This is a genomic window from Brevundimonas sp. MEB006b (assembly GCF_030209705.1).
GTDB lineage: Bacteria > Pseudomonadota > Alphaproteobacteria > Caulobacterales > Caulobacteraceae > Brevundimonas.
In genome coordinates, this window is the sequence record NZ_JARVRL010000005.1 from 161275 (window position 1) to 177873 (window position 16599).

The following is a 16599-nucleotide window of genomic DNA, read 5'->3' on the forward strand; positions in this document are numbered from 1 at the left end:
GGGTGAAAGCTTGGCTGCAAATCCTTGTCAGGCCTGCGTGATCACGGTTCCATTCCGGCCTTGATTTTGCGATAGGCAGGCTCAGCGGCAGGGGGCGTCCTGCCGATTCCAACCCCTTTGAGTGGAAGGTCGCCCGTGGCGTTTCGCGACGGCCCTTTTGAAAACATCAAGGTGCCGCTGGCGTGGACCGCCGCGGTCGTCGTCGTCGTGGCCGTCATCGGCGCGATCGTCCTGTTGCTGGGCGATCGGACCACGTCCGAGGGCGGCTCGACCATGGGCGTGGCGCGCGGCGGTTTCGAAGCGGCGGCCGGGCCAGTGGGCGGGGTCTTCGCCGCGCCGGTGCGTTGGGCGGGGGCCGCGCGCGACTATGTCGGCGGCTATTTCTTCGCCATCGGCGAGAACCGCCGCCTGAAGGCCGAGATCGCCGAACTGCGCGGCTGGCGCGACGAGGCGATCGCTCAAAAGAACATCAACGGCCGCTATGAGGCCCTGCTAGGTCTGCGTACCGAGCCGCCGGTGCCCATGGCCACGGGGCGAGCGATTTCGGAATCGCGCGGTCCCTTCTCGAATGCCAAGCTGATCGACGTCGGTTCGGCCAAGGGCGTGCGGATCGGCAATCCGGTCGTGACGGAACACGGACTGGTTGGTCGGGTAACGGGCGTGACGGGCGGCGTCAGCCGTGTCGTGCTGCTGACGGATGTGGCGTCGCGCACCCCTGTGATGATCGAGCGCACCGATGCGCGCGCCATGCTGACCGGAGACGGCGGCGACAGCCCGCGTCTGGAATTCATTCGCGGATCCGGTTCGATCAAGGCGGGTGACCGTATCCTGAGTTCAGGTGACGGCGGTGGTCTGCCGCGCGGTCTGCCAGTCGGGGTGGCCGCCAAGGGCGTGGACGGCGCCTGGCGGGTCAAGCTGTTCAGCGATCACGGCGCGATCGACTATGTTCGCGTGCTGTTGTTCCAGAGCTTTGGACAGCTGGTCAGCCCGAACGCCTTGAATGCGCCGCCGCTTGCAGGCCTGACGACTGCGCCGGAGCCGAGCGCGGCCGAGGTCGGGGCGATCCGTGACGCCGCCGCCCGTCGTGCGGCGGCGCAGCAGGCTCAAGCTGAACGGGCGCGTGCTGCGGCGGCGACGCCAGCGCCAACGCCTGCGCCCGCCGCTGCGCCGACTGCGGCCCGTCCGGCCGTGACGTCTCCGAGGCCTGCGGCTTCGACCCCGTCGCCTGCGCCGGTTGCGCCCAGCCCTGCGCCGGCGCCCGCTCCGGGAGGCGCGGCGTGAGACGGCCCGTCGCGGTTCGCGTTGTCGGACCTCTTCAGTGGATCGTCTATCCGGCCCTGCTCGTCCTCGCCGCGACGGTCGTTCTGGGAACGCCGCTCCAGCTGTTCGGTCTGCATCTGCCCGAGCCGGTCATTCCGATGATCCTGGCCTTCGCCTGGCCCTTGATCCGGCCGTCGATGCTGGCGCCGGCGGTGCTGTTTTTGATCGGCCTTTTCCTCGATCTGTTTTGGAATACGCCGCTGGGTCTGTGGGCGCTGTGCCTGATGGGCGTCTATGGAACGGTGCTGCTCTCGCGCAATCTGCTGGCGGGGCATGAGGCGCTGATCCGGTTCGGAGCCTATGCCGCCTGCACGCTGGGCGCCTTTTTTCTGGCCTATCTGGTGGTGACGATGCGGGCGGCGAACGCGCCGGCGATCCTGCCACTGGTCGGACAGGTCGTGCCGACGCTGCTGCTGTTTCCGATCGCCAACTGGATGCTTGAGCGATTCGACGACGGAGATATTCGGTTCCGATGAGCGGCGAGCCCTCCATCTTCTTTGCCGATGTGAATGAGCGTCAGGGGTCCTTCCTGCGGCGCACCTTCGTGCTGGGCGGGGCGACGGCGCTGGGGATCACCGCGCTGATTGGACGGCTGGGCCAGCTTCAGGTCGTGCAGGCTCAGGAATATGCGACCCTGTCGTCGCAGAACCAGTTCAACTTCCGCATGGTCCCGCCGCCGCGCGGCCTGATCAAGGACCGCAACGGCGTCGTCATCGCCGGCAACCGCCCCAGCTTCCGTGTGCTGGTGGTGCGCGACGAGACCAAGGATCTGGACCAGACCCTGGACCTTTTGGGACGGCTGCTGCCCGACACGCTGGAGCGCCGTCGCGCGATCATCCGCGACGTCAATGCGGCTTCCAAGTTCAACCCGGTGCCGGTCAAGAGCGACCTGACCTGGGAGGAGTTCGCCAAGGTCAATCAGTACGCCAACGAACTGCCCGGCGTGATGGTCGATATGAACGAGGCGCGCTATTACCCTTTCGGCGGATCGTTCGCCCACGTCATTGGCTATGTGGCCAAGGTGTCCGATCGCGACGTCAAGGCGATCCGTGACAAGGGCGAGCAGCCGCCCGCCCTGTTGTTCAACCCCAGCTTCCGCATCGGCCGCCAGGGCGTGGAAAAGGCTCTGGATACGTCGCTGCGCGGAGAGCCGGGCGGCAATCGTGTCGAGGTCGATGCACGAGGCCGCGTTGTCGCTGAGGACATCGGCGGGTCGCGGCCGGCCGTGCCGGGCAAGGAAGTCATCCTGACACTGGACGCCGATGTTCAGAACCGGGCTCTGGAAGTGTTTGGCGACGAGTCGGGCGCCTGTGTGGTCATGGATGTGCGAAACGGCGACATCCTTTGCATGATGTCTGCGCCATCGTTCGATCCGAACCTTTTCGTCGGCGGCGTGCCGAGCAAGACTTATCGCGCCCTGGCCGACTATGAGCGCAAACCGCTGCTGGACAAGACGCTGAACGGCACCTTCCCGCCGGGATCGACCTTCAAACCGACGACGGCGCTGGCTCTGTTGGAAGCCGGCGTCGATCCGAAGCTGACGGTGTTCTGCTCGGGTTCGTATCGGACCGGCAACCGAACGCAGCGATGCTGGGGTCGGCATGGCACCCAGAATATGCACGACGCGATCAAGAACTCTTGCGACGTCTATTTCTACGCCATGTGCAACCGCGCGGGCGTGGACAACATCCGCAAGGCGGGGCTGGCGCTGGGCTTCGAGCACGAGTTCGACATCGGCGTCGGCAACCAGCGCAAAGGCCTGTTGCCGTCCACGGAATGGAAGGCGCGAACCTTCCCGCGCGATCCGGTCTGGCATCCGGGGGAGACGACCTCTGTGGCTATCGGGCAGGGAGCGATCACGGTGAACGCCCTGCAGCTGGCGGTCATGACCTCGCGGTTGGCGAACGGGAAAAAGCAGCTTCAGCCGCGCCTGATCAAGTCCATCGGCGGCGTCGAACAGCCCAGCGGCGCCGAGGCCCCGGACCTACCGTTCGATCCGGCCCACGTCGAATATGTGCGCCAGGGCATGATCGCCGTGGCCAATGACCGATCCGGCACCGCCTATCGCCAGAGCCAGTTGGGCCTGGGCGACATACAGATGGCCGGCAAGACCGGCACAGCGCAAGTCCGGAACTATGGCTCCGGCTCGCGCAAGAGCAATATCTGGGCGCTGAAGGACCACAACCTGTTCGTGGCCTTCGCGCCGGTGGATGCGCCGCGATATGCGGTCGCCATCATCGTCGAACACGGGGGCAAGGGCGGGGCGACCGCCGGCGCGCCGCGTGCGCGTGAAGTGATGCGTACCGTTCTGCTCAAGGACCCGGACATGCGGGCCCGCATCGAACGGCCGCTGCCGCCCGAACCGACCGGCGACGCCATCGTCGAGGACGGCGTCGTCGGCGCCGCGCCCGAGCCCGATGTCGTGGCCCCGCCGCAACCGAGTCGCCCTGCGCCGGCTGCGACCAGCGGTCCGCGACCCTATCTGTCCGAGCCCGGCCGTTGACCGCGTCGGCCCTTTCACGTCCTGGCGAGCGCGAACGCGTCTCGACCAAGCTGGGCCAGATCGACTGGCGGCTGACGGCCTTGCTGTGCGTGGTGTCCGGCACCGGCGCCCTGATGCTGTATTCGGTGGCCGGCGGATCCTGGTCGCCCTGGGCGATGAAACATCTGATCCGGTTCGGCCTGTGTCTGGCGCTGATGCTGATGCTTTCGCTGATCAGCATCCGATATTGGTTCGCCCTGGCCTATCCCATCTATGGGATGGCGCTGTTCATGCTGGCGCTGGTGGAGACGCCGCTGGGCTATACAGCCTTGGGCGCCACCCGATGGCTGGACCTCGGCTTCACCCGCATCCAGCCGTCCGAGATCATGAAGATCGGTGTCGTGCTGGCCTTGGCGCGCTGGTATCACGGCGCCTCAGCCAAGGAGGCGAGCTTCCATTGGAAGCTGATCTTCCCGGTCGGGATCATCGGCTTGCCGTTCCTGCTGGTCGCGCACCAGCCGGACCTGGGATCGGCCATGCTGATCGGTTTGACGGGGGCGGCGATCATGTTCGTCGCCGGGCTGAGCTGGCGGATCATCCTGCCGCTGATCATCGCCGCCGCCGTGGTGGTGCCGCCCTATGTGATGTTCGGCATGCACGACTATCAGCGTCACCGGGTGCTCACCTTCCTGAACCCAGAGGCCGACATGTCGGACAAGGGCTATCAGATCGTGCAGTCCAAGATCGCCATGGGGTCGGGCGGACCGCTGGGGCGCGGGTTCGGCCTGGGCAGCCAGAGCCAGCTGGAGTTCCTGCCAGAACGCCAGACCGACTTCATCTTCGCCGCCTTCGCCGAGGAGTTCGGCTTTGTGGGCACCTTCACGCTTCTGGCCTCCTATGCCGCAATCATTCTGATCTCGCTGAGGATCGCGTCGCTGTCGCACAGTCACTTCGGGCGATTGGCGGCCTCGGGCGTGACGGCGACATTCGCGCTCTATGTACTGATCAACGGGGCGATGGTGATGGGGCTGGCGCCGGTCGTGGGCGTGCCGATGCCGCTCTTGTCCTACGGCGGCACCGTCATGCTGACCGTCATGATCGGCTTCGGTCTGGTGATGGCGACGCGGGTTCACCGCTATGCCGAACTGCCCAAGGGTCACGGCCTGATCTGACGTTACGTCAGCTAAGTGATCGGCATTCAGGTTTCGCTTTCTAAGGCGGGGATTTCCTGGATAAGGTCAGTCCCAACGATGTCTCGCATCGGCTTCGGCCGGTCAGCGACGCACGCTATGGGAGACGAGGAATGATCGATCTGGAGCAATTCCGCGCCGAGACGCGCGCCTGGCTGGAGGCGAACTGCCCGGCCGAGTGTCGCGGTCCGATGGCCGACGACGAGATGATCTGGGGCGGGCGAAACCCCACCTTCAAGACCCCTGCGCACAAGCTGTGGCTGGAGCGGATGGGCGCGCGGGGCTGGACGGCGCCGGAATGGCCGGCGGAATACGGCGGCGGCGGGCTGAACCGCGAGCAGGCCAAGGTGCTGGCCTCCGAACTGCGACGCATCAAGGCCCAGCCGGCCCTGGCCAGTTTCGGCGTCTGGATGCTGGGTCCGGCGCTGCTGACCTTTGGGACCGAGGAGCAGAAGAAGCGCTTTCTGCCGGAGATCGTGCGCGGCGAGATCCGCTGGTGCCAGGGCTATTCCGAGCCGGGCGCAGGGTCGGATCTGGCGTCCATTCAGACGCGGGCGGAAGATCGGGGCGACCACTGGATCGTCAACGGTCAGAAGATCTGGACCTCCTACGCCGACAAGGCCGACTGGATCTTCTGCCTCGTGCGCACAGACCCCGAGGCGCCCAAACATCTGGGCATCAGCTTCGTGCTGTTCGACATGAAGACACCGGGCGTGACGACGCGGCCGATCACCCTGATTTCAGGCAAGTCGCCCTTCTGCGAGACCTTCTTCGACGATGTCCGGGTGGAGAAGGAAAATCTGGTCGGGACGCTGAATCGAGGCTGGGACGTGGCCAAATATTTGTTGGCGCACGAGCGGACCATGATCGGCGCGATGGGCGAGGTCGGCGGCGGGCGGCCGGTGGGGCAGGTGGCGCTGGACGCCATCGGCGCCGACGAAGCTGGGCGTCTGGACGAGCCGATGCTGCGCGCCCGGATCGCGGACCTGGAGATCGACGCCGCCGCCTTCCGTCTGGCGATGGAGCGGGCCGGCGATCAGGTGAAGGCCAAACAGGCGCATCCGGCCATCGCCTCCATGCTGAAATACTATGGCTCCGAGCTGAACAAGCGGCGCCATGAACTGCTGATGGCGGCGGGCGGGGCCGATGCGCTGGAATGGGAGGGCGAGCGGTCGAACGACGGCAAGACCGCGCGCGACTGGCTGCGGACCAAGGCCAATTCCATCGAGGGTGGCACCAGCGAGGTTCAGCTGAACATCATCGCCAAACACCTGCTGCAACTGCCGGGAGCGTGAGACGATGCCGCTGATCCTGACCGAAGAACAGACGATGTTGCAGGACGCCGCCGACGGCTTCCTGAACGAACAGGCGCCCATCGCCCATCTGAGAAAGCTGCGGGACGAGCATGACGACGACGGGGTGTCGCGCGACCTGTGGCGGGCCTTTGGCGAGATGGGCTTCGCCGGCGTCATCATTCCCGAAGCGCTGGGCGGCATGGGGTTGGGCGCGGTCGAGGCCGGGGTGATCGCCGAGAGCTTGGGCCGCACCCTGACGCCGTCGCCGTATCTGGGATCGTCGATTCTGGCGGCCAAGGTGCTGATCGACGGCGGATCGCAGGCGCAGCAGGCCTGGCTGCCCAGGATCGCGGCTGGCGAGGCGATCCTTTCGCTGGCGGTGGACGAGGGCGCCAAGCATGCGCCTTCCCGGATCACCACGCGGGCCGAGCGCGCGGGCAACGGCTTCAAGCTGAACGGCGCCAAGGCCTTTGTGCTGGACGGCCATGTGGCGGACGCCCTGATCGTCGCAGCGACGACTGAGGAGGGCACGACGCTGTTCCTGGTCGATCCGGCGACGGCGGGCGTCGATATCGAGCGCACGGTGATGGTGGATGCGCATAATGCCGCGCGGATCACGCTGACTGATGTGGCGGTCGACGCCGATGCGGTGATCGGCGCGGTCGGGGGCGGGGAGGCGCTGCTGGACGGCGCGCTGAACCTGGGGCGGGCCTGTGCGGCTTCCAGCCTGACGGGGGCCGGCGATCAGGCGTTCAAGACGACGATGGACTATCTGCGGACCCGCAAACAGTTCGGCAAGCTGATCGGCGAGTTCCAGGCGCTGCAACACAGGGCCGCGCATCTGTTCTCGGAGCTGGAGTTGGCGCGGGCGGCGACGATCGGCGCCCAGATCGCCATCGACGAGGGGCGCGAGGATGCGTCGCTGGCGGCGTCCATCGCTAAGGCCAAGGCAGGGCGGGTCGCCGAGCTGGCGGTGCAGGAGGCGGTTCAGATGCATGGCGGCGTCGGCATGACCGATGAATTCGACGTCGGCCTGTTCATGAAGCGAGTGCGGGTGCTGAACGAACTGCTGGGCGACGCCAGTTTCCACGCCGAACGGGTGGCGCGGGCGCAAGGGTTCTAGGGTCGGGATTCTAGACCGCCTTTTCGCTCCACAAATCCAGATCCGCTTCGCGCCCGATCAGGGCCAAGCCGGCGGCGATGGATTCGAACTCGCCGCCCGTCTCGATCCGCTCGGCGCCGAAGCGGTGTTGGAACAGCGCCCGCACGGCCGGCACGAAGGAGGTGCCGCCGGTCAGGAAGACGCGGTCGATGGCGTCGGGCGCCAGGCCGCTGCGGGCCATCGCCTGATCCACCGCCCCTTCGATGGCGGTAAGTTCCGGCGCGATCCAGCGTTCGAAATCGGCGCGGGCGACCGGCTTTTCGATATGGACGCCGCCGGCCTGGAACAGGAAGGTCGCCTGGTCGTCGGCCGACAGGGCCATCTTCAGCGTGGAGACGGCGCGGTACAAGTCATGGCCGTGATTGTCGTCCAGCACCTCGATCAGGCGCTCGATCTTCTCCGGCTCCAGCGCGGTGCGGGCCAGGGCGCGGATGTCGCGCATGTCGCGTGATGCGCGCAGCAGGGCCAGCTGATCCCAGCGGGCGAAGGCGGAATAATACCGCTGGGGAATAGGCAGTTGTTTGCCGACCGAACTGTACAGCCCGCCCTTGCCGAGTTCGGGCGAGACCAGCTGGTCGATGATCCGGTAGTCGAAGGCGTCGCCCGCCACGCCGACGCCCGAGCGCGCCAGCGGCGTCGAACGCAGGCCGTCGGGCGTATGTTCGAACCGGATGATGGAGAAGTCGCTGGTGCCGCCGCCGAAGTCGGCGACCAGGACCGTCGCGTCCGCCTTCAGCTGGCGTGCGAAATAGAAGGCGGCGCCGACCGGCTCGTGCGCATATCGGATGTCGGTGAAACCCAGCCGCTGGAACGCCGTCTGATAGCGCGACAGGGCCAGGGTCTCATCCGGATTGCCGCCCGCAAAGGTGACGGGACGGCCGACGATGACGGCGGGCGGGGCATCCGTCAGAACGTCGCCGGCATGGTGGCGCAGGCGCAAGAGGAAGGCGGCCAGCAGATCCTCGAAGGCGTAGCGCTTGTTGTCGATCCGGGTCTCGGTGAAGGCGGCGCTGGCGGCGAAGGTCTTGAACGACTGGATGAAGCGGGTCTCCAGCGGGTCCTCGACATAGGCGGCGATGGCCCAAGGCCCGGCCTCGACCACGCGCTCGGGCGGCTGGCCGTCCACGCCCGGATGGGTCTGGAAACTGAGCGCCGAGCGGAAGGTGGTCGTCTGGCCCTCGACCGCGTCAAAGGTCACGAGATGGGCGAGGCCATCCGCATCGGTCAGGGCCACGACCGTATTGGTCGTGCCGAAATCGATCCCGATCGTCATCGGTTTCGTCGCCGTCATGGCAGGGCTCCAGGCAGGGGAGCCGGGTTCCTAACGGCAGACGGGGCAATAGCAAGGGCTAATGCGAGGCTAGAGCAGCAGCTTGCATGCCGGATCAAGGACGCTTGGGGCGTCGTTGTCGACTCGCATTTCTCGCGTAGGTCGCGCATCTTCGCGTCAGGGGGGGCGCTTTATGAAACGGAAATGCATCATCGCCGGCGCCGTTGTGGTCGCCGTCGGCTTCTTGGCGCTTTACGCTGCTTCACCCGTCTTGGCATTCCAAGGCCTTCGCTCGGCCGCAGAAAAGGGTGATCGCGATAAGCTGGAGAGGCTGGTGGATTTCCCGTCTGTTCGGGACAGCCTCAAGAGCCAGCTTACCGTAGCCATGAACATGCGTATGTCGGCTGATCCGGAAATGCAGAGCAATCCTTTCGCCGGGATCGCCTTGATGATGATCCCCGCGATGGTGAATACCGCGATCGACGCCTACGTCACCCCAGATGGTATGGCGAACATCGTGAAGGGACAGAAGCCAAAGGCCGCTACTGACCCCGCACCGCCTCCGCCGCCCGCTGAAAAGCCAAAGATGAGCTATGGCTACACGGACCTCGATACGTTCAAGGTCACGATCGACTCCGCCGATAGTGACCCCATGGATCTGATCATGCGCCGGCAGGGTTTCTTCACCTGGCAGATCAAGCGCATCGATCTACCCGCTGATCTCCTGAAGGATGACTAGGCTAGACAGCAGCCTCTTTCTGAATCTGAAAGCCTCTTTTTCCCCGATGTTTGCTCAAGACGAAATCCCGGATGATGATCCGCGGGCGGCGACCATCAAGGCCATGACCGCTGACTTGGGGGTGTGTCTGAGCGCCTACGGCAGGATCGAGTACTTATTTGGAGACATCATTTGGAATGCTTGGCTGCTGGAGGAATATGCGCATCTTGCCAAGCAGCATCCATCCGGTTTGGACAATCGGATCCGAGAGATGGAGCGAATATTTGCAGCGCCTGGCCGGTTAGAAAACTATGGACCAGATATCGCGCCGCTTTGGGAGCGGTTGAAGGAGTTGTCGGAGGGGCGACACTATTTTGCCCACGGCCATACGACATTCTTTCACACCCCAGGCGGAGATGCCGCGATGTTGTTTCGACGCTTCGTTCCACCGCCTAAAGGTGGGGTGGTCACCAAGAACGAGATATGGGTCAGACCTGCTAACTTAGCGCTTGCAGCGAGCGTATGGAGCCTATTTGCCGCCTCAGCTCAAAGGATCATCGCTACGATGTATAAGGAGCAGGGGTTTGAAGGACCCTCTGAAAAGCCCAATTAGGTTTGATCTCCCAAATTCGGTAGTATGTGCCGATTGATGTTTAGCGCCTCGACGAGGGCGATTTCGCCAACACAATCAAGCGCTGGCGGAAGCGGTGGGATTCGAACCCACGGACGGCTCTCACCGTCGCTGGTTTTCAAGACCAGTGCCTTAAACCACTCGGCCACACTTCCTTTCCGCCGCAGCGGAGGCGGACGCCATAGCAGGCGAACGGGTCATTAACCAAAGCGGAAATGTCTTGGGTCATCCTGTTTTCGTATTTTTTGCGAGGCGGGTCGATGACGTTTGGACAGGGAGTGCGCGGCGCGCTGATCCTGGGGCTGTTTTCGCTGCTGGCCGCCTGTTCCACCGTCGGCGGAGCGGGCGTGCGCGGGACGGTCGCCGGGCGCGGCGAGGACCATCCGCCCGTCGTCAAGGACCCTGCGCCGATCGTGTCGGGGACGATGCGGCCCTATCAGGTGCGCGGGCGCTGGTACACGCCCAAGGAACAGCCGGATTATGAGGAGGTCGGGATGGCGTCCTGGTACGGCGACGCCTTCAACGGCCGGCCGACCTCCACCGGCGAACGGTTCGACATGCATGCCTTGACGGCGGCGCACAAGACCCTGCCTCTGCCTGGTCTGGTCGAGGTGACGAACCTGGAGAACGGGCGGCGACTGGTGGTGCGGATCAACGACCGCGGGCCGTTCGTGGACAGCCGGATCATCGACCTGTCGCGCGAGGCGGCGAGCGAACTGGGGATGTTGTCGCAGGGCGTCGGTCGGGTGCGCGTGCGCTACCTCGGTCGGGCGCCGCAGCAGGGCGGGGGCACGCTGTTGCGGGCGTCAGCGCCGACGCCGCGAGGCGCGGTCTCTGCCAGCGCACTCGTCAGCGCGCCCGCTATTGCCCCAGCGCCGGTCGCGGTTGCGGAGGTAACGACCTTCTGGGTCCAGGCGGGCAGTTTCTCGGATCGGGTCGAGGCCGGGCGAATCGCCGACAGCCTGAGCGGCTGGGTGCGAGCCGATCGGGGCGCGGGGCGGTTCAACGTCGTGGTGGGGCCGTGGGACAGCGCCAATGCGGCCGAGGCGGCGCGTCAGTCGGTCGTGGCGCGGGGTTATGCGGGCGCCCTGTTGATATCCGGCAGCTGATCGCGCGGGCGGGCTTGCGCCGGGCGGCGTCGGCGCGCCATGAAGGCGCGTGACCAGTGGACAATTCATAAGCTTCGAAGGCGGCGAGGGCGCCGGCAAATCGACCCAGGTCGGGCGGCTTGTCGCGCGGCTGCAGGCGGTGCTGGGCGAGCGCAAGGTCGTGCGCACGCGTGAACCGGGCGGCTCCAAGGGCGCTGAGGTGATCCGCAATCTGGTGGTGGCCACGGACGCCGAGCCGTGGTCGGCCATGACCGAAACCCTGCTGATGTACGCCTCGCGCTCGGACCATCTGGAGCGGACCATCCGCCCGGCGCTGGCGGCCGGCGACTGGGTGGTGTGCGATCGGTTCGCCGATTCCAGCCGGGCCTATCAGGGCGCTGGCGGCGGCGTGGCGCAAAGCTTCATCGAACAGATTGACGCGGGCGTGGTCGGGGACGACCAGCCGGACCTGACGCTGGTGTTCGACCTACCGGTCGAGGTCGGGCTGGAGCGGGCGTTCGGGCGCGGCCTGTTCGAGACGCGGTTCGAATCCAAGGGTCTGGAGTTCCATCAGCGGCTGCGCGAGGGCTTCCTGCGCATCGTCGAGGCCAATCCGCAGCGTTGCGTGCTGATCGACGCGGTTGGATCGCTTGACGAGGTCGAGGCGCGGGTCTGGCAGGCGGTTCAGGACCGGCTGCTGTGAGCGATCACCCCCGTGACCGGTTCGACCTGATCCCAGATGCGGCGGCGGAGACGGCGTTTCTGGACGCCTGGGAACGGGGGCGATTGCATCATGCCTGGCTGCTGTGCGGGGTCGAGGGGACGGGCAAGGCGACTTTCGCCTATCGCGCGGCGCGGCGGCTGCTGGGCGCGGCGGCCGATCCGGCGTCCGGGCCGCTGGGCGCGCGGCGCGATGATCCGGTCAGCCGGCTGATCTCGGCCCAGTCGCATCCGGACCTGCTGGTGTTGGAACGGCTGGTTGAGGGGGGTAAGACGAAGAAGTCGATCTCGGTCGATCAGTCGCGCGAACTGCCGGAGTTCTTTTCAAAGAGCCCGTCGCAAGCCCAGTTTCGGGTGGCGATCATCGATGCGGCAGACGACCTTAATCTCAACGCCGCCAACGCCTTGCTGAAGGTTCTTGAGGAGCCGCCCGAACGTGGCGTGCTGTTTTTGGTCACCCATGCGCCGGGGCGGTTGCTGGCGACGATCCGGTCGCGGTGCCGGCGGCTGAGCTTTCCGATCTGGGCGCCGGATCGGCTGGAGACCCTGGTGCGCAACCGGACGGGCGCAGAGCGTGAGGACGCCGAACATGCGGCGATCATGGCGGGCGGATCGCCCGGCGCGGCCCTGGCCTTGGCTTCAGGCGCGACGTTCGAGATGGACCAAGTGGCGCGGCGATGGGTCGAGGGCGAAGTGGACCGGGCTGAAGCCCTGGCCAACGCCGACCGGTTCCGTGGGGCCGAGGGGCAGGAGCGGTTCGAGACCCTGATGGACCGGCTGATCGCGGCGGTGCGGATGCGCGCCTTGCAGAGCGCGCCGGGGGCCGGCAATCGCTGGGCCGAACTGTGGGAGCGGCTGCAGCCCCTGCCGGAGCGGGCGGCGGGATTGAACCTGGACAAGGCCGATGTGCTGGCCGGGGCGCTGGCGGACCTGAAGCGGGTTCAAGCCCAGCAGGAGCGGATGGGCTGATGCTGATCGACAGTCACGTGAACCTGCACGCGCCGCAGTTCGACGAGGACCGGGACGCCGTGATCGCGCGCGCGAGAGAGGCGGGCGTCGGGCTGATGGTGGAGATTTCCGACAAGCTGACGACCTTCGAGGCGACCCACGGGATCGCTATGGCGAACCCCGACATCTGGTGCACGGTCGGGGTCCATCCGCACGAGGCCAAGGATGCTGCGGACCTGACGGCGGCAACCCTGATCGAACTGGCCCAGCGGCCCAAGGTGGTCGGGATCGGCGAATGCGGTCTGGATTTCCATTACGACTTCAGCCCGCGCGAGATGCAGGCGGCGGTGTTCCGGCAACATGTGGCGGCGGCGCGCGAGACGGGATTGCCGCTGGTGATTCACACGCGTGAGGCGGACGACGTGATGACCGGGCTCCTGCGCGAGGAGCATGCTGCGGGACCGTTCAAGATGTTGATGCACTGCTATACGAGTGGTGCGGAACTGGCGAAAATCGCTGCTGAAATGGGCGCCTGGTTTTCGGTTTCCGGTATCGCGACCTTCAAGGCGGCCGAGGACGTGCGGGCGGTGATCCGCGACATGCCGGGCGACCGGATCATCGTCGAGACCGACTGCCCCTATCTGGCGCCCATTCCGCATCGCGGACGGCGCAACGAGCCGGCCTACATTCGTCATGTGCTGGACAAGCTGGGCGAAATCCGAGGCTGGAGCGCCGAGGAGGCGGACCGCATCACGACCGAGGCCTTCTTCGGCCTCTTTGACCGGATACCCAGGCCCGCATGAGTTTCGAAGTCGTCATTCTGGGCAGCGGATCGTCGGGCGGGGTGCCGCGCGGGGACGGCGACTGGGGCGCCTGCGACCCGACCGAGCCCAAGAACCGGCGAACGCGCTGTTCGATGCTGGCCAGGAAGACCGGCGCGGAGGGTGTGACCAATGTCCTGATCGACACCTCGCCAGACCTGCGCGAACAGATGCTGGCCAGCGGCACGAAGCATGTGGACGCGGTCCTCTACACCCACGATCACGCGGACCAGACCCACGGCATCGACGATCTGCGCACCTTCGCCGCGCGGGCGAGAAACCGCATTCCGGCGTGGATGGATGCGGCGACGCACGGCTCGCTGACGCATCGGTTCGACTACATCTTCGAGAGCAAGTTCGGTTATCCGCCGCTGCTGGACGGACGGATCATTCCGCCGCATGGCATGGCCTGGTCGGTCGAGGGCGCGGGCGGCTCGATCCCGGTCACGACCTTTGATCAGGCGCACGGGCCGATCCGCTCTGTCGGCTATCGGTTGGGCGACGTGGCCTATTCCAGCGATGTGTCCGATCTGGACGAGGCGGCCCTGGCGGCGGTGGCCGGCTGCAAGCTCTGGATCGTCGATGCGCTGCGTTATGCGCCGCATCCGACCCATGCCCATCTTGACCAGGCCCTGGCGTGGATCGCCGCCGCAGACGTAGAGCGTGCGGTGCTGACGAACCTGCACATCGATATGGATTACAAGGCGTTGTCGGCGCTTGTTCCCGAAAACGTAGAGGTCGGATTCGATGGCTGGAGCCGAGTGATCGGTTAGCTTGCGCCGGCCTTCTGATTTTTCCAGTCGAATAGTTCTTCCAGCACCTGCACCGCCCGACCGCGTTCCGACGTTAGATCCGGGTCGCGGTTCATGATCAGCCGCGCATCATCGGCGGCGGCCAGCATCAGGCTGCGGTGGCGGATCGGGTCGGCGAAGCGGTAGGCGGGAAAACCGCTCTGCTTCAGGCCCAGGGGATCGCCGCCGCCGCGCAGGCGGAAGTCTTCCTCGGCGATCTCGAATCCGTCCTCGGTGCGACGCAGGGTTTCCAGCCGCTCCTTGGCCGTCTCGCCCAAGGCGCCGTCCTGACCGCCGTACAGCAGGATGCAGGAACTGGCCTTGGCGCCGCGCCCGACGCGGCCGCGCAACTGGTGCAACGGGGCCAAACCGAAGCGGTCGGCGTGTTCGATCACCATGATCGAGGCGTTGGGCACGTCCACGCCGACTTCGACCACCGTGGTGGCGACGAGTACCGGCAGTCGGCCGTCGGCGAAGGCGGCCATGACGGCCTCGCGCTCGGCGCCCGGCATCTGGCCGTGGGCCAGGCCGACCTCCACGCCCAACAGGCGTCGCAGATCGTCGGCGCGATCGACGGCGGCCGCCAGGTCGATCGCTTCGGATTCCTCAACGAGAGGGCAGATCCAATAGGCCTGGGCGCCGCTCTCGACAGCGGTCTTCAGACGAGCGGCGACCTCGCCGATGCGGGCCAAAGGAAGGACGGCGGTCGTGACGGGCGTGCGGCCGGGCGGCTTTTCCATCAGGCGACTGACCTCCAGCTCGCCGTACTGCGTCAGTTCGAGCGTGCGGGGAATGGGGGTGGCCGACATGGTCAGCAGATGCACGGCGCCCAGGCGCGGGTCGCCCTTGGCTTGCAGTCGCTGACGTTCGTTGACGCCGAACCGGTGCTGTTCGTCAATGACCGCCAGGGCAAGGCGGTCGAAGCGGACGGCGTCTTGGAACAAGGCATGGGTGCCGATGGCGACCTGGGCGTGACCCGAGGCCAGGGCAGCCAATTTCTCGCGTCGTTGCGCCGGGGTGTCGCGGCCCGTGAGCAGGACGGCGGCGACGCCGGCTGCGTCCAGCATGGGGCCGAGCTTCTCGTAATGCTGGCGCGCCAGGATTTCGGTCGGAGCCATGAGCGCGGACTGGAAGCCGCTCGAAGCGGCGTCGGCCAGAGCGAGGGCGGCGACGGCGGTCTTGCCTGAGCCGACATCGCCTTGCAGCAATCGGCCCATCTGCTGGCCCGACGCCAGATCACGACGGATTTCGGCGACGGCCTGGGCCTGGGCGTTGGTCAGCTGGAAAGGCAGAGCTTGGAGAAGGTGTTCGGACGCTGCGCCGGGGGCGATGACGGGGGCGGGCCTGATCTCGCGGGCGCGGCGACGACGGGCCAGAGCTAACTGATGGGCCAGGAATTCGTCATAGGCCAGGCGTTGGCGGGTGGGGGCGTCGGGCGACAGGTCCAGCTCGGCCGTAGGGGCATGCAGGGCGTCCAGAGCGGCGCGCCAACCCAGCCAGTTCTGCTTCTTGAGCCAGGCGGGATCCTGCCACTCCGGCAGGTCGGGCGCGGCGGGCAGGGCGCCCTGAACCAGTTTACGCAACTGGCGAGAACTGAGCCCCTGCGTCGCCGGATAGACGGGTTCAGACGCCGGAATGTCGGCGGCCTTTTCGAGCGTCACGATGTCCGGATGGACGATCTGAACCTCGCCATTGAACCTTTCGACCTTGCCCGCGACCAACCGCGTCTCGCCGCGCGGCAACAGTCGGTCGATGTGCTGGGGCGAACCGCCGAACCAGACGAGATGCACGAAGCCGGTCGGATCGCTGGCCCGGACCTTCAGCGGCGCGCCGGGGCGGCTGGGCGTGAAGAGGCGATCGATGGTCACGGTGAAGACGCCGACCTCGCCATCGATGGCGCTGGCGGCCTCAGCAGGGCGGCGCACGATGACGCCGGACGGGCTGAGGAACAGCAGATCGCGAGCCAGCGGGCCCGCCACCTTTTGCACCAGAGGCAGGACGCGAGGGCCCACTCCCTTAAGGGTCGAGACCTCGGCGAACAGGGGGAAGAGAATCTGCGGACGCATCGCCGTGAACATAGCGTGACCATGACGGGTGGCGAAGTGCGTTCAGGAACGCTATCTGCGCTTCTTCCATTTGAAGACGCTAACGCTCTCCACGCGG

General features: G+C 66.3%; 15 protein-coding genes and 1 tRNA gene. 13 read left to right on the plus strand and 3 right to left on the minus strand.

What is annotated here, in order from left to right; translation table 11 throughout:
- Positions 1 to 135: 135 nt before the first annotated feature.
- The 6 genes from mreC to QRN13_RS07190 all read left to right on the plus strand — a co-directional run bounded on the left by mreC (position 136) and on the right by QRN13_RS07190 (position 7410).
- Positions 136 to 1281, plus strand: coding sequence for a rod shape-determining protein MreC (gene mreC, locus QRN13_RS07165; protein WP_284877384.1), 1146 nt, complete (start codon positions 136 to 138; stop codon positions 1279 to 1281).
- The gene (locus QRN13_RS07170) at positions 1278 to 1796 is read left to right on the plus strand and encodes a hypothetical protein (protein WP_284877385.1); all 519 of its coding nucleotides are present in this window, start codon (positions 1278 to 1280) and stop codon (positions 1794 to 1796) included. The genes mreC and QRN13_RS07170 overlap by 4 nt, the downstream gene beginning before the upstream one ends.
- On the plus strand, positions 1793 to 3823 hold the full coding sequence (mrdA, locus tag QRN13_RS07175; protein ID WP_284877386.1) for a penicillin-binding protein 2: 2031 nt from the start codon (positions 1793 to 1795) through the stop codon (positions 3821 to 3823). Before QRN13_RS07170 ends, mrdA begins: the two co-directional genes overlap by 4 nt.
- Complete coding sequence (gene rodA, locus QRN13_RS07180) at positions 3820 to 4974, plus strand: rod shape-determining protein RodA (RefSeq protein WP_284877388.1); 1155 nt, start codon at positions 3820 to 3822, stop codon at positions 4972 to 4974. The genes mrdA and rodA overlap by 4 nt, the downstream gene beginning before the upstream one ends.
- Positions 4975 to 5105: 131 nt before the next feature.
- Entirely contained in the window at positions 5106 to 6287 is a 1182-nt protein-coding gene (locus QRN13_RS07185) for an acyl-CoA dehydrogenase family protein (RefSeq protein WP_284877389.1), read from the plus strand.
- Between the two features lie 4 nt (positions 6288 to 6291).
- Positions 6292 to 7410, plus strand: coding sequence for an acyl-CoA dehydrogenase family protein (locus QRN13_RS07190; protein ID WP_284877390.1), 1119 nt, complete (start codon positions 6292 to 6294; stop codon positions 7408 to 7410).
- 10 nt (positions 7411 to 7420) lie between these two features.
- Here QRN13_RS07190 and QRN13_RS07195 read toward each other — a convergent pair whose 3' ends face one another.
- Positions 7421 to 8740 (minus strand): Hsp70 family protein, encoded by a 1320-nt coding sequence (locus tag QRN13_RS07195; RefSeq protein ID WP_284877391.1) that lies wholly within the window; start codon positions 8738 to 8740, stop codon positions 7421 to 7423.
- Between the two features lie 172 nt (positions 8741 to 8912).
- On the opposite strand from QRN13_RS07195, the gene QRN13_RS07200 reads away from it, so the two are divergent.
- A complete protein-coding gene (locus QRN13_RS07200; protein WP_284877392.1) occupies positions 8913 to 9458 on the plus strand; it encodes a DUF2939 domain-containing protein in 546 nt (181 codons plus the stop codon).
- Between the two features lie 46 nt (positions 9459 to 9504).
- On the plus strand, positions 9505 to 10050 hold the full coding sequence (locus QRN13_RS07205; RefSeq protein WP_284877393.1) for a hypothetical protein: 546 nt from the start codon (positions 9505 to 9507) through the stop codon (positions 10048 to 10050).
- 83 nt (positions 10051 to 10133) lie between these two features.
- Here the strand turns inward: QRN13_RS07205 and QRN13_RS07210 are convergent.
- A tRNA-Ser gene (locus QRN13_RS07210) sits at positions 10134 to 10223 on the minus strand.
- 105 nt (positions 10224 to 10328) lie between these two features.
- On the opposite strand from QRN13_RS07210, the gene QRN13_RS07215 reads away from it, so the two are divergent.
- Genes QRN13_RS07215 through QRN13_RS07235 form a run of 5 tightly spaced genes read left to right on the plus strand, consistent with a single transcriptional unit; the run spans position 10329 to position 14418 of the window.
- Positions 10329 to 11177, plus strand: a complete 849-nt coding sequence (locus tag QRN13_RS07215) for a septal ring lytic transglycosylase RlpA family protein (RefSeq protein WP_284877394.1) — start codon at positions 10329 to 10331, stop codon at positions 11175 to 11177.
- A gap of 49 nt (positions 11178 to 11226) precedes the next feature.
- Entirely contained in the window at positions 11227 to 11859 is a 633-nt protein-coding gene (gene tmk / locus QRN13_RS07220) for a dTMP kinase (RefSeq protein ID WP_284877395.1), read from the plus strand.
- Positions 11856 to 12845 carry a DNA polymerase III subunit delta' gene (locus tag QRN13_RS07225; protein ID WP_284877396.1) on the plus strand — a complete coding sequence of 330 codons (990 nt, stop codon included), beginning with the start codon at positions 11856 to 11858 and terminating at the stop codon, positions 12843 to 12845. The genes tmk and QRN13_RS07225 overlap by 4 nt, the downstream gene beginning before the upstream one ends.
- Positions 12845 to 13627 carry a TatD family hydrolase gene (locus QRN13_RS07230; protein WP_284877397.1) on the plus strand — a complete coding sequence of 261 codons (783 nt, stop codon included), beginning with the start codon at positions 12845 to 12847 and terminating at the stop codon, positions 13625 to 13627. Before QRN13_RS07225 ends, QRN13_RS07230 begins: the two co-directional genes overlap by 1 nt.
- Complete coding sequence (locus QRN13_RS07235) at positions 13624 to 14418, plus strand: MBL fold metallo-hydrolase (RefSeq protein ID WP_284877398.1); 795 nt, start codon at positions 13624 to 13626, stop codon at positions 14416 to 14418. The genes QRN13_RS07230 and QRN13_RS07235 overlap by 4 nt, the downstream gene beginning before the upstream one ends.
- Here QRN13_RS07235 and recG read toward each other — a convergent pair.
- Positions 14415 to 16502, minus strand: a complete 2088-nt coding sequence (gene recG, locus QRN13_RS07240; protein WP_284877399.1) for an ATP-dependent DNA helicase RecG — start codon at positions 16500 to 16502, stop codon at positions 14415 to 14417. The genes QRN13_RS07235 and recG overlap by 4 nt on opposite strands.
- Between the last annotated feature and the right edge of the window lie 97 nt (positions 16503 to 16599).

What these genes read in the sequence shown, in the direction of transcription:
- mrdA (WP_284877386.1), top strand. Translation starts at nt 1,793, where the DNA reads ATGAGCGGCGAGCCCTCCATCTTCTTTGCCGATGTGAATGAGCGTCAG.
- QRN13_RS07185 (WP_284877389.1), top strand. Translation starts at nt 5,106, where the DNA reads ATGATCGATCTGGAGCAATTCCGCGCCGAGACGCGCGCCTGGCTGGAG.
- QRN13_RS07190 (WP_284877390.1), top strand. Translation starts at nt 6,292, where the DNA reads ATGCCGCTGATCCTGACCGAAGAACAGACGATGTTGCAGGACGCCGCC.
- QRN13_RS07195 (WP_284877391.1), bottom strand. Translation starts at nt 8,740, where the DNA reads ATGACGGCGACGAAACCGATGACGATCGGGATCGATTTCGGCACGACC.
- QRN13_RS07200 (WP_284877392.1), top strand. Translation starts at nt 8,913, where the DNA reads ATGAAACGGAAATGCATCATCGCCGGCGCCGTTGTGGTCGCCGTCGGC.
- QRN13_RS07205 (WP_284877393.1), top strand. Translation starts at nt 9,505, where the DNA reads ATGTTTGCTCAAGACGAAATCCCGGATGATGATCCGCGGGCGGCGACC.
- QRN13_RS07215 (WP_284877394.1), top strand. Translation starts at nt 10,329, where the DNA reads ATGACGTTTGGACAGGGAGTGCGCGGCGCGCTGATCCTGGGGCTGTTT.
- QRN13_RS07230 (WP_284877397.1), top strand. Translation starts at nt 12,845, where the DNA reads ATGCTGATCGACAGTCACGTGAACCTGCACGCGCCGCAGTTCGACGAG.
- QRN13_RS07235 (WP_284877398.1), top strand. Translation starts at nt 13,624, where the DNA reads ATGAGTTTCGAAGTCGTCATTCTGGGCAGCGGATCGTCGGGCGGGGTG.
- recG (WP_284877399.1), bottom strand. Translation starts at nt 16,502, where the DNA reads ATGCGTCCGCAGATTCTCTTCCCCCTGTTCGCCGAGGTCTCGACCCTT.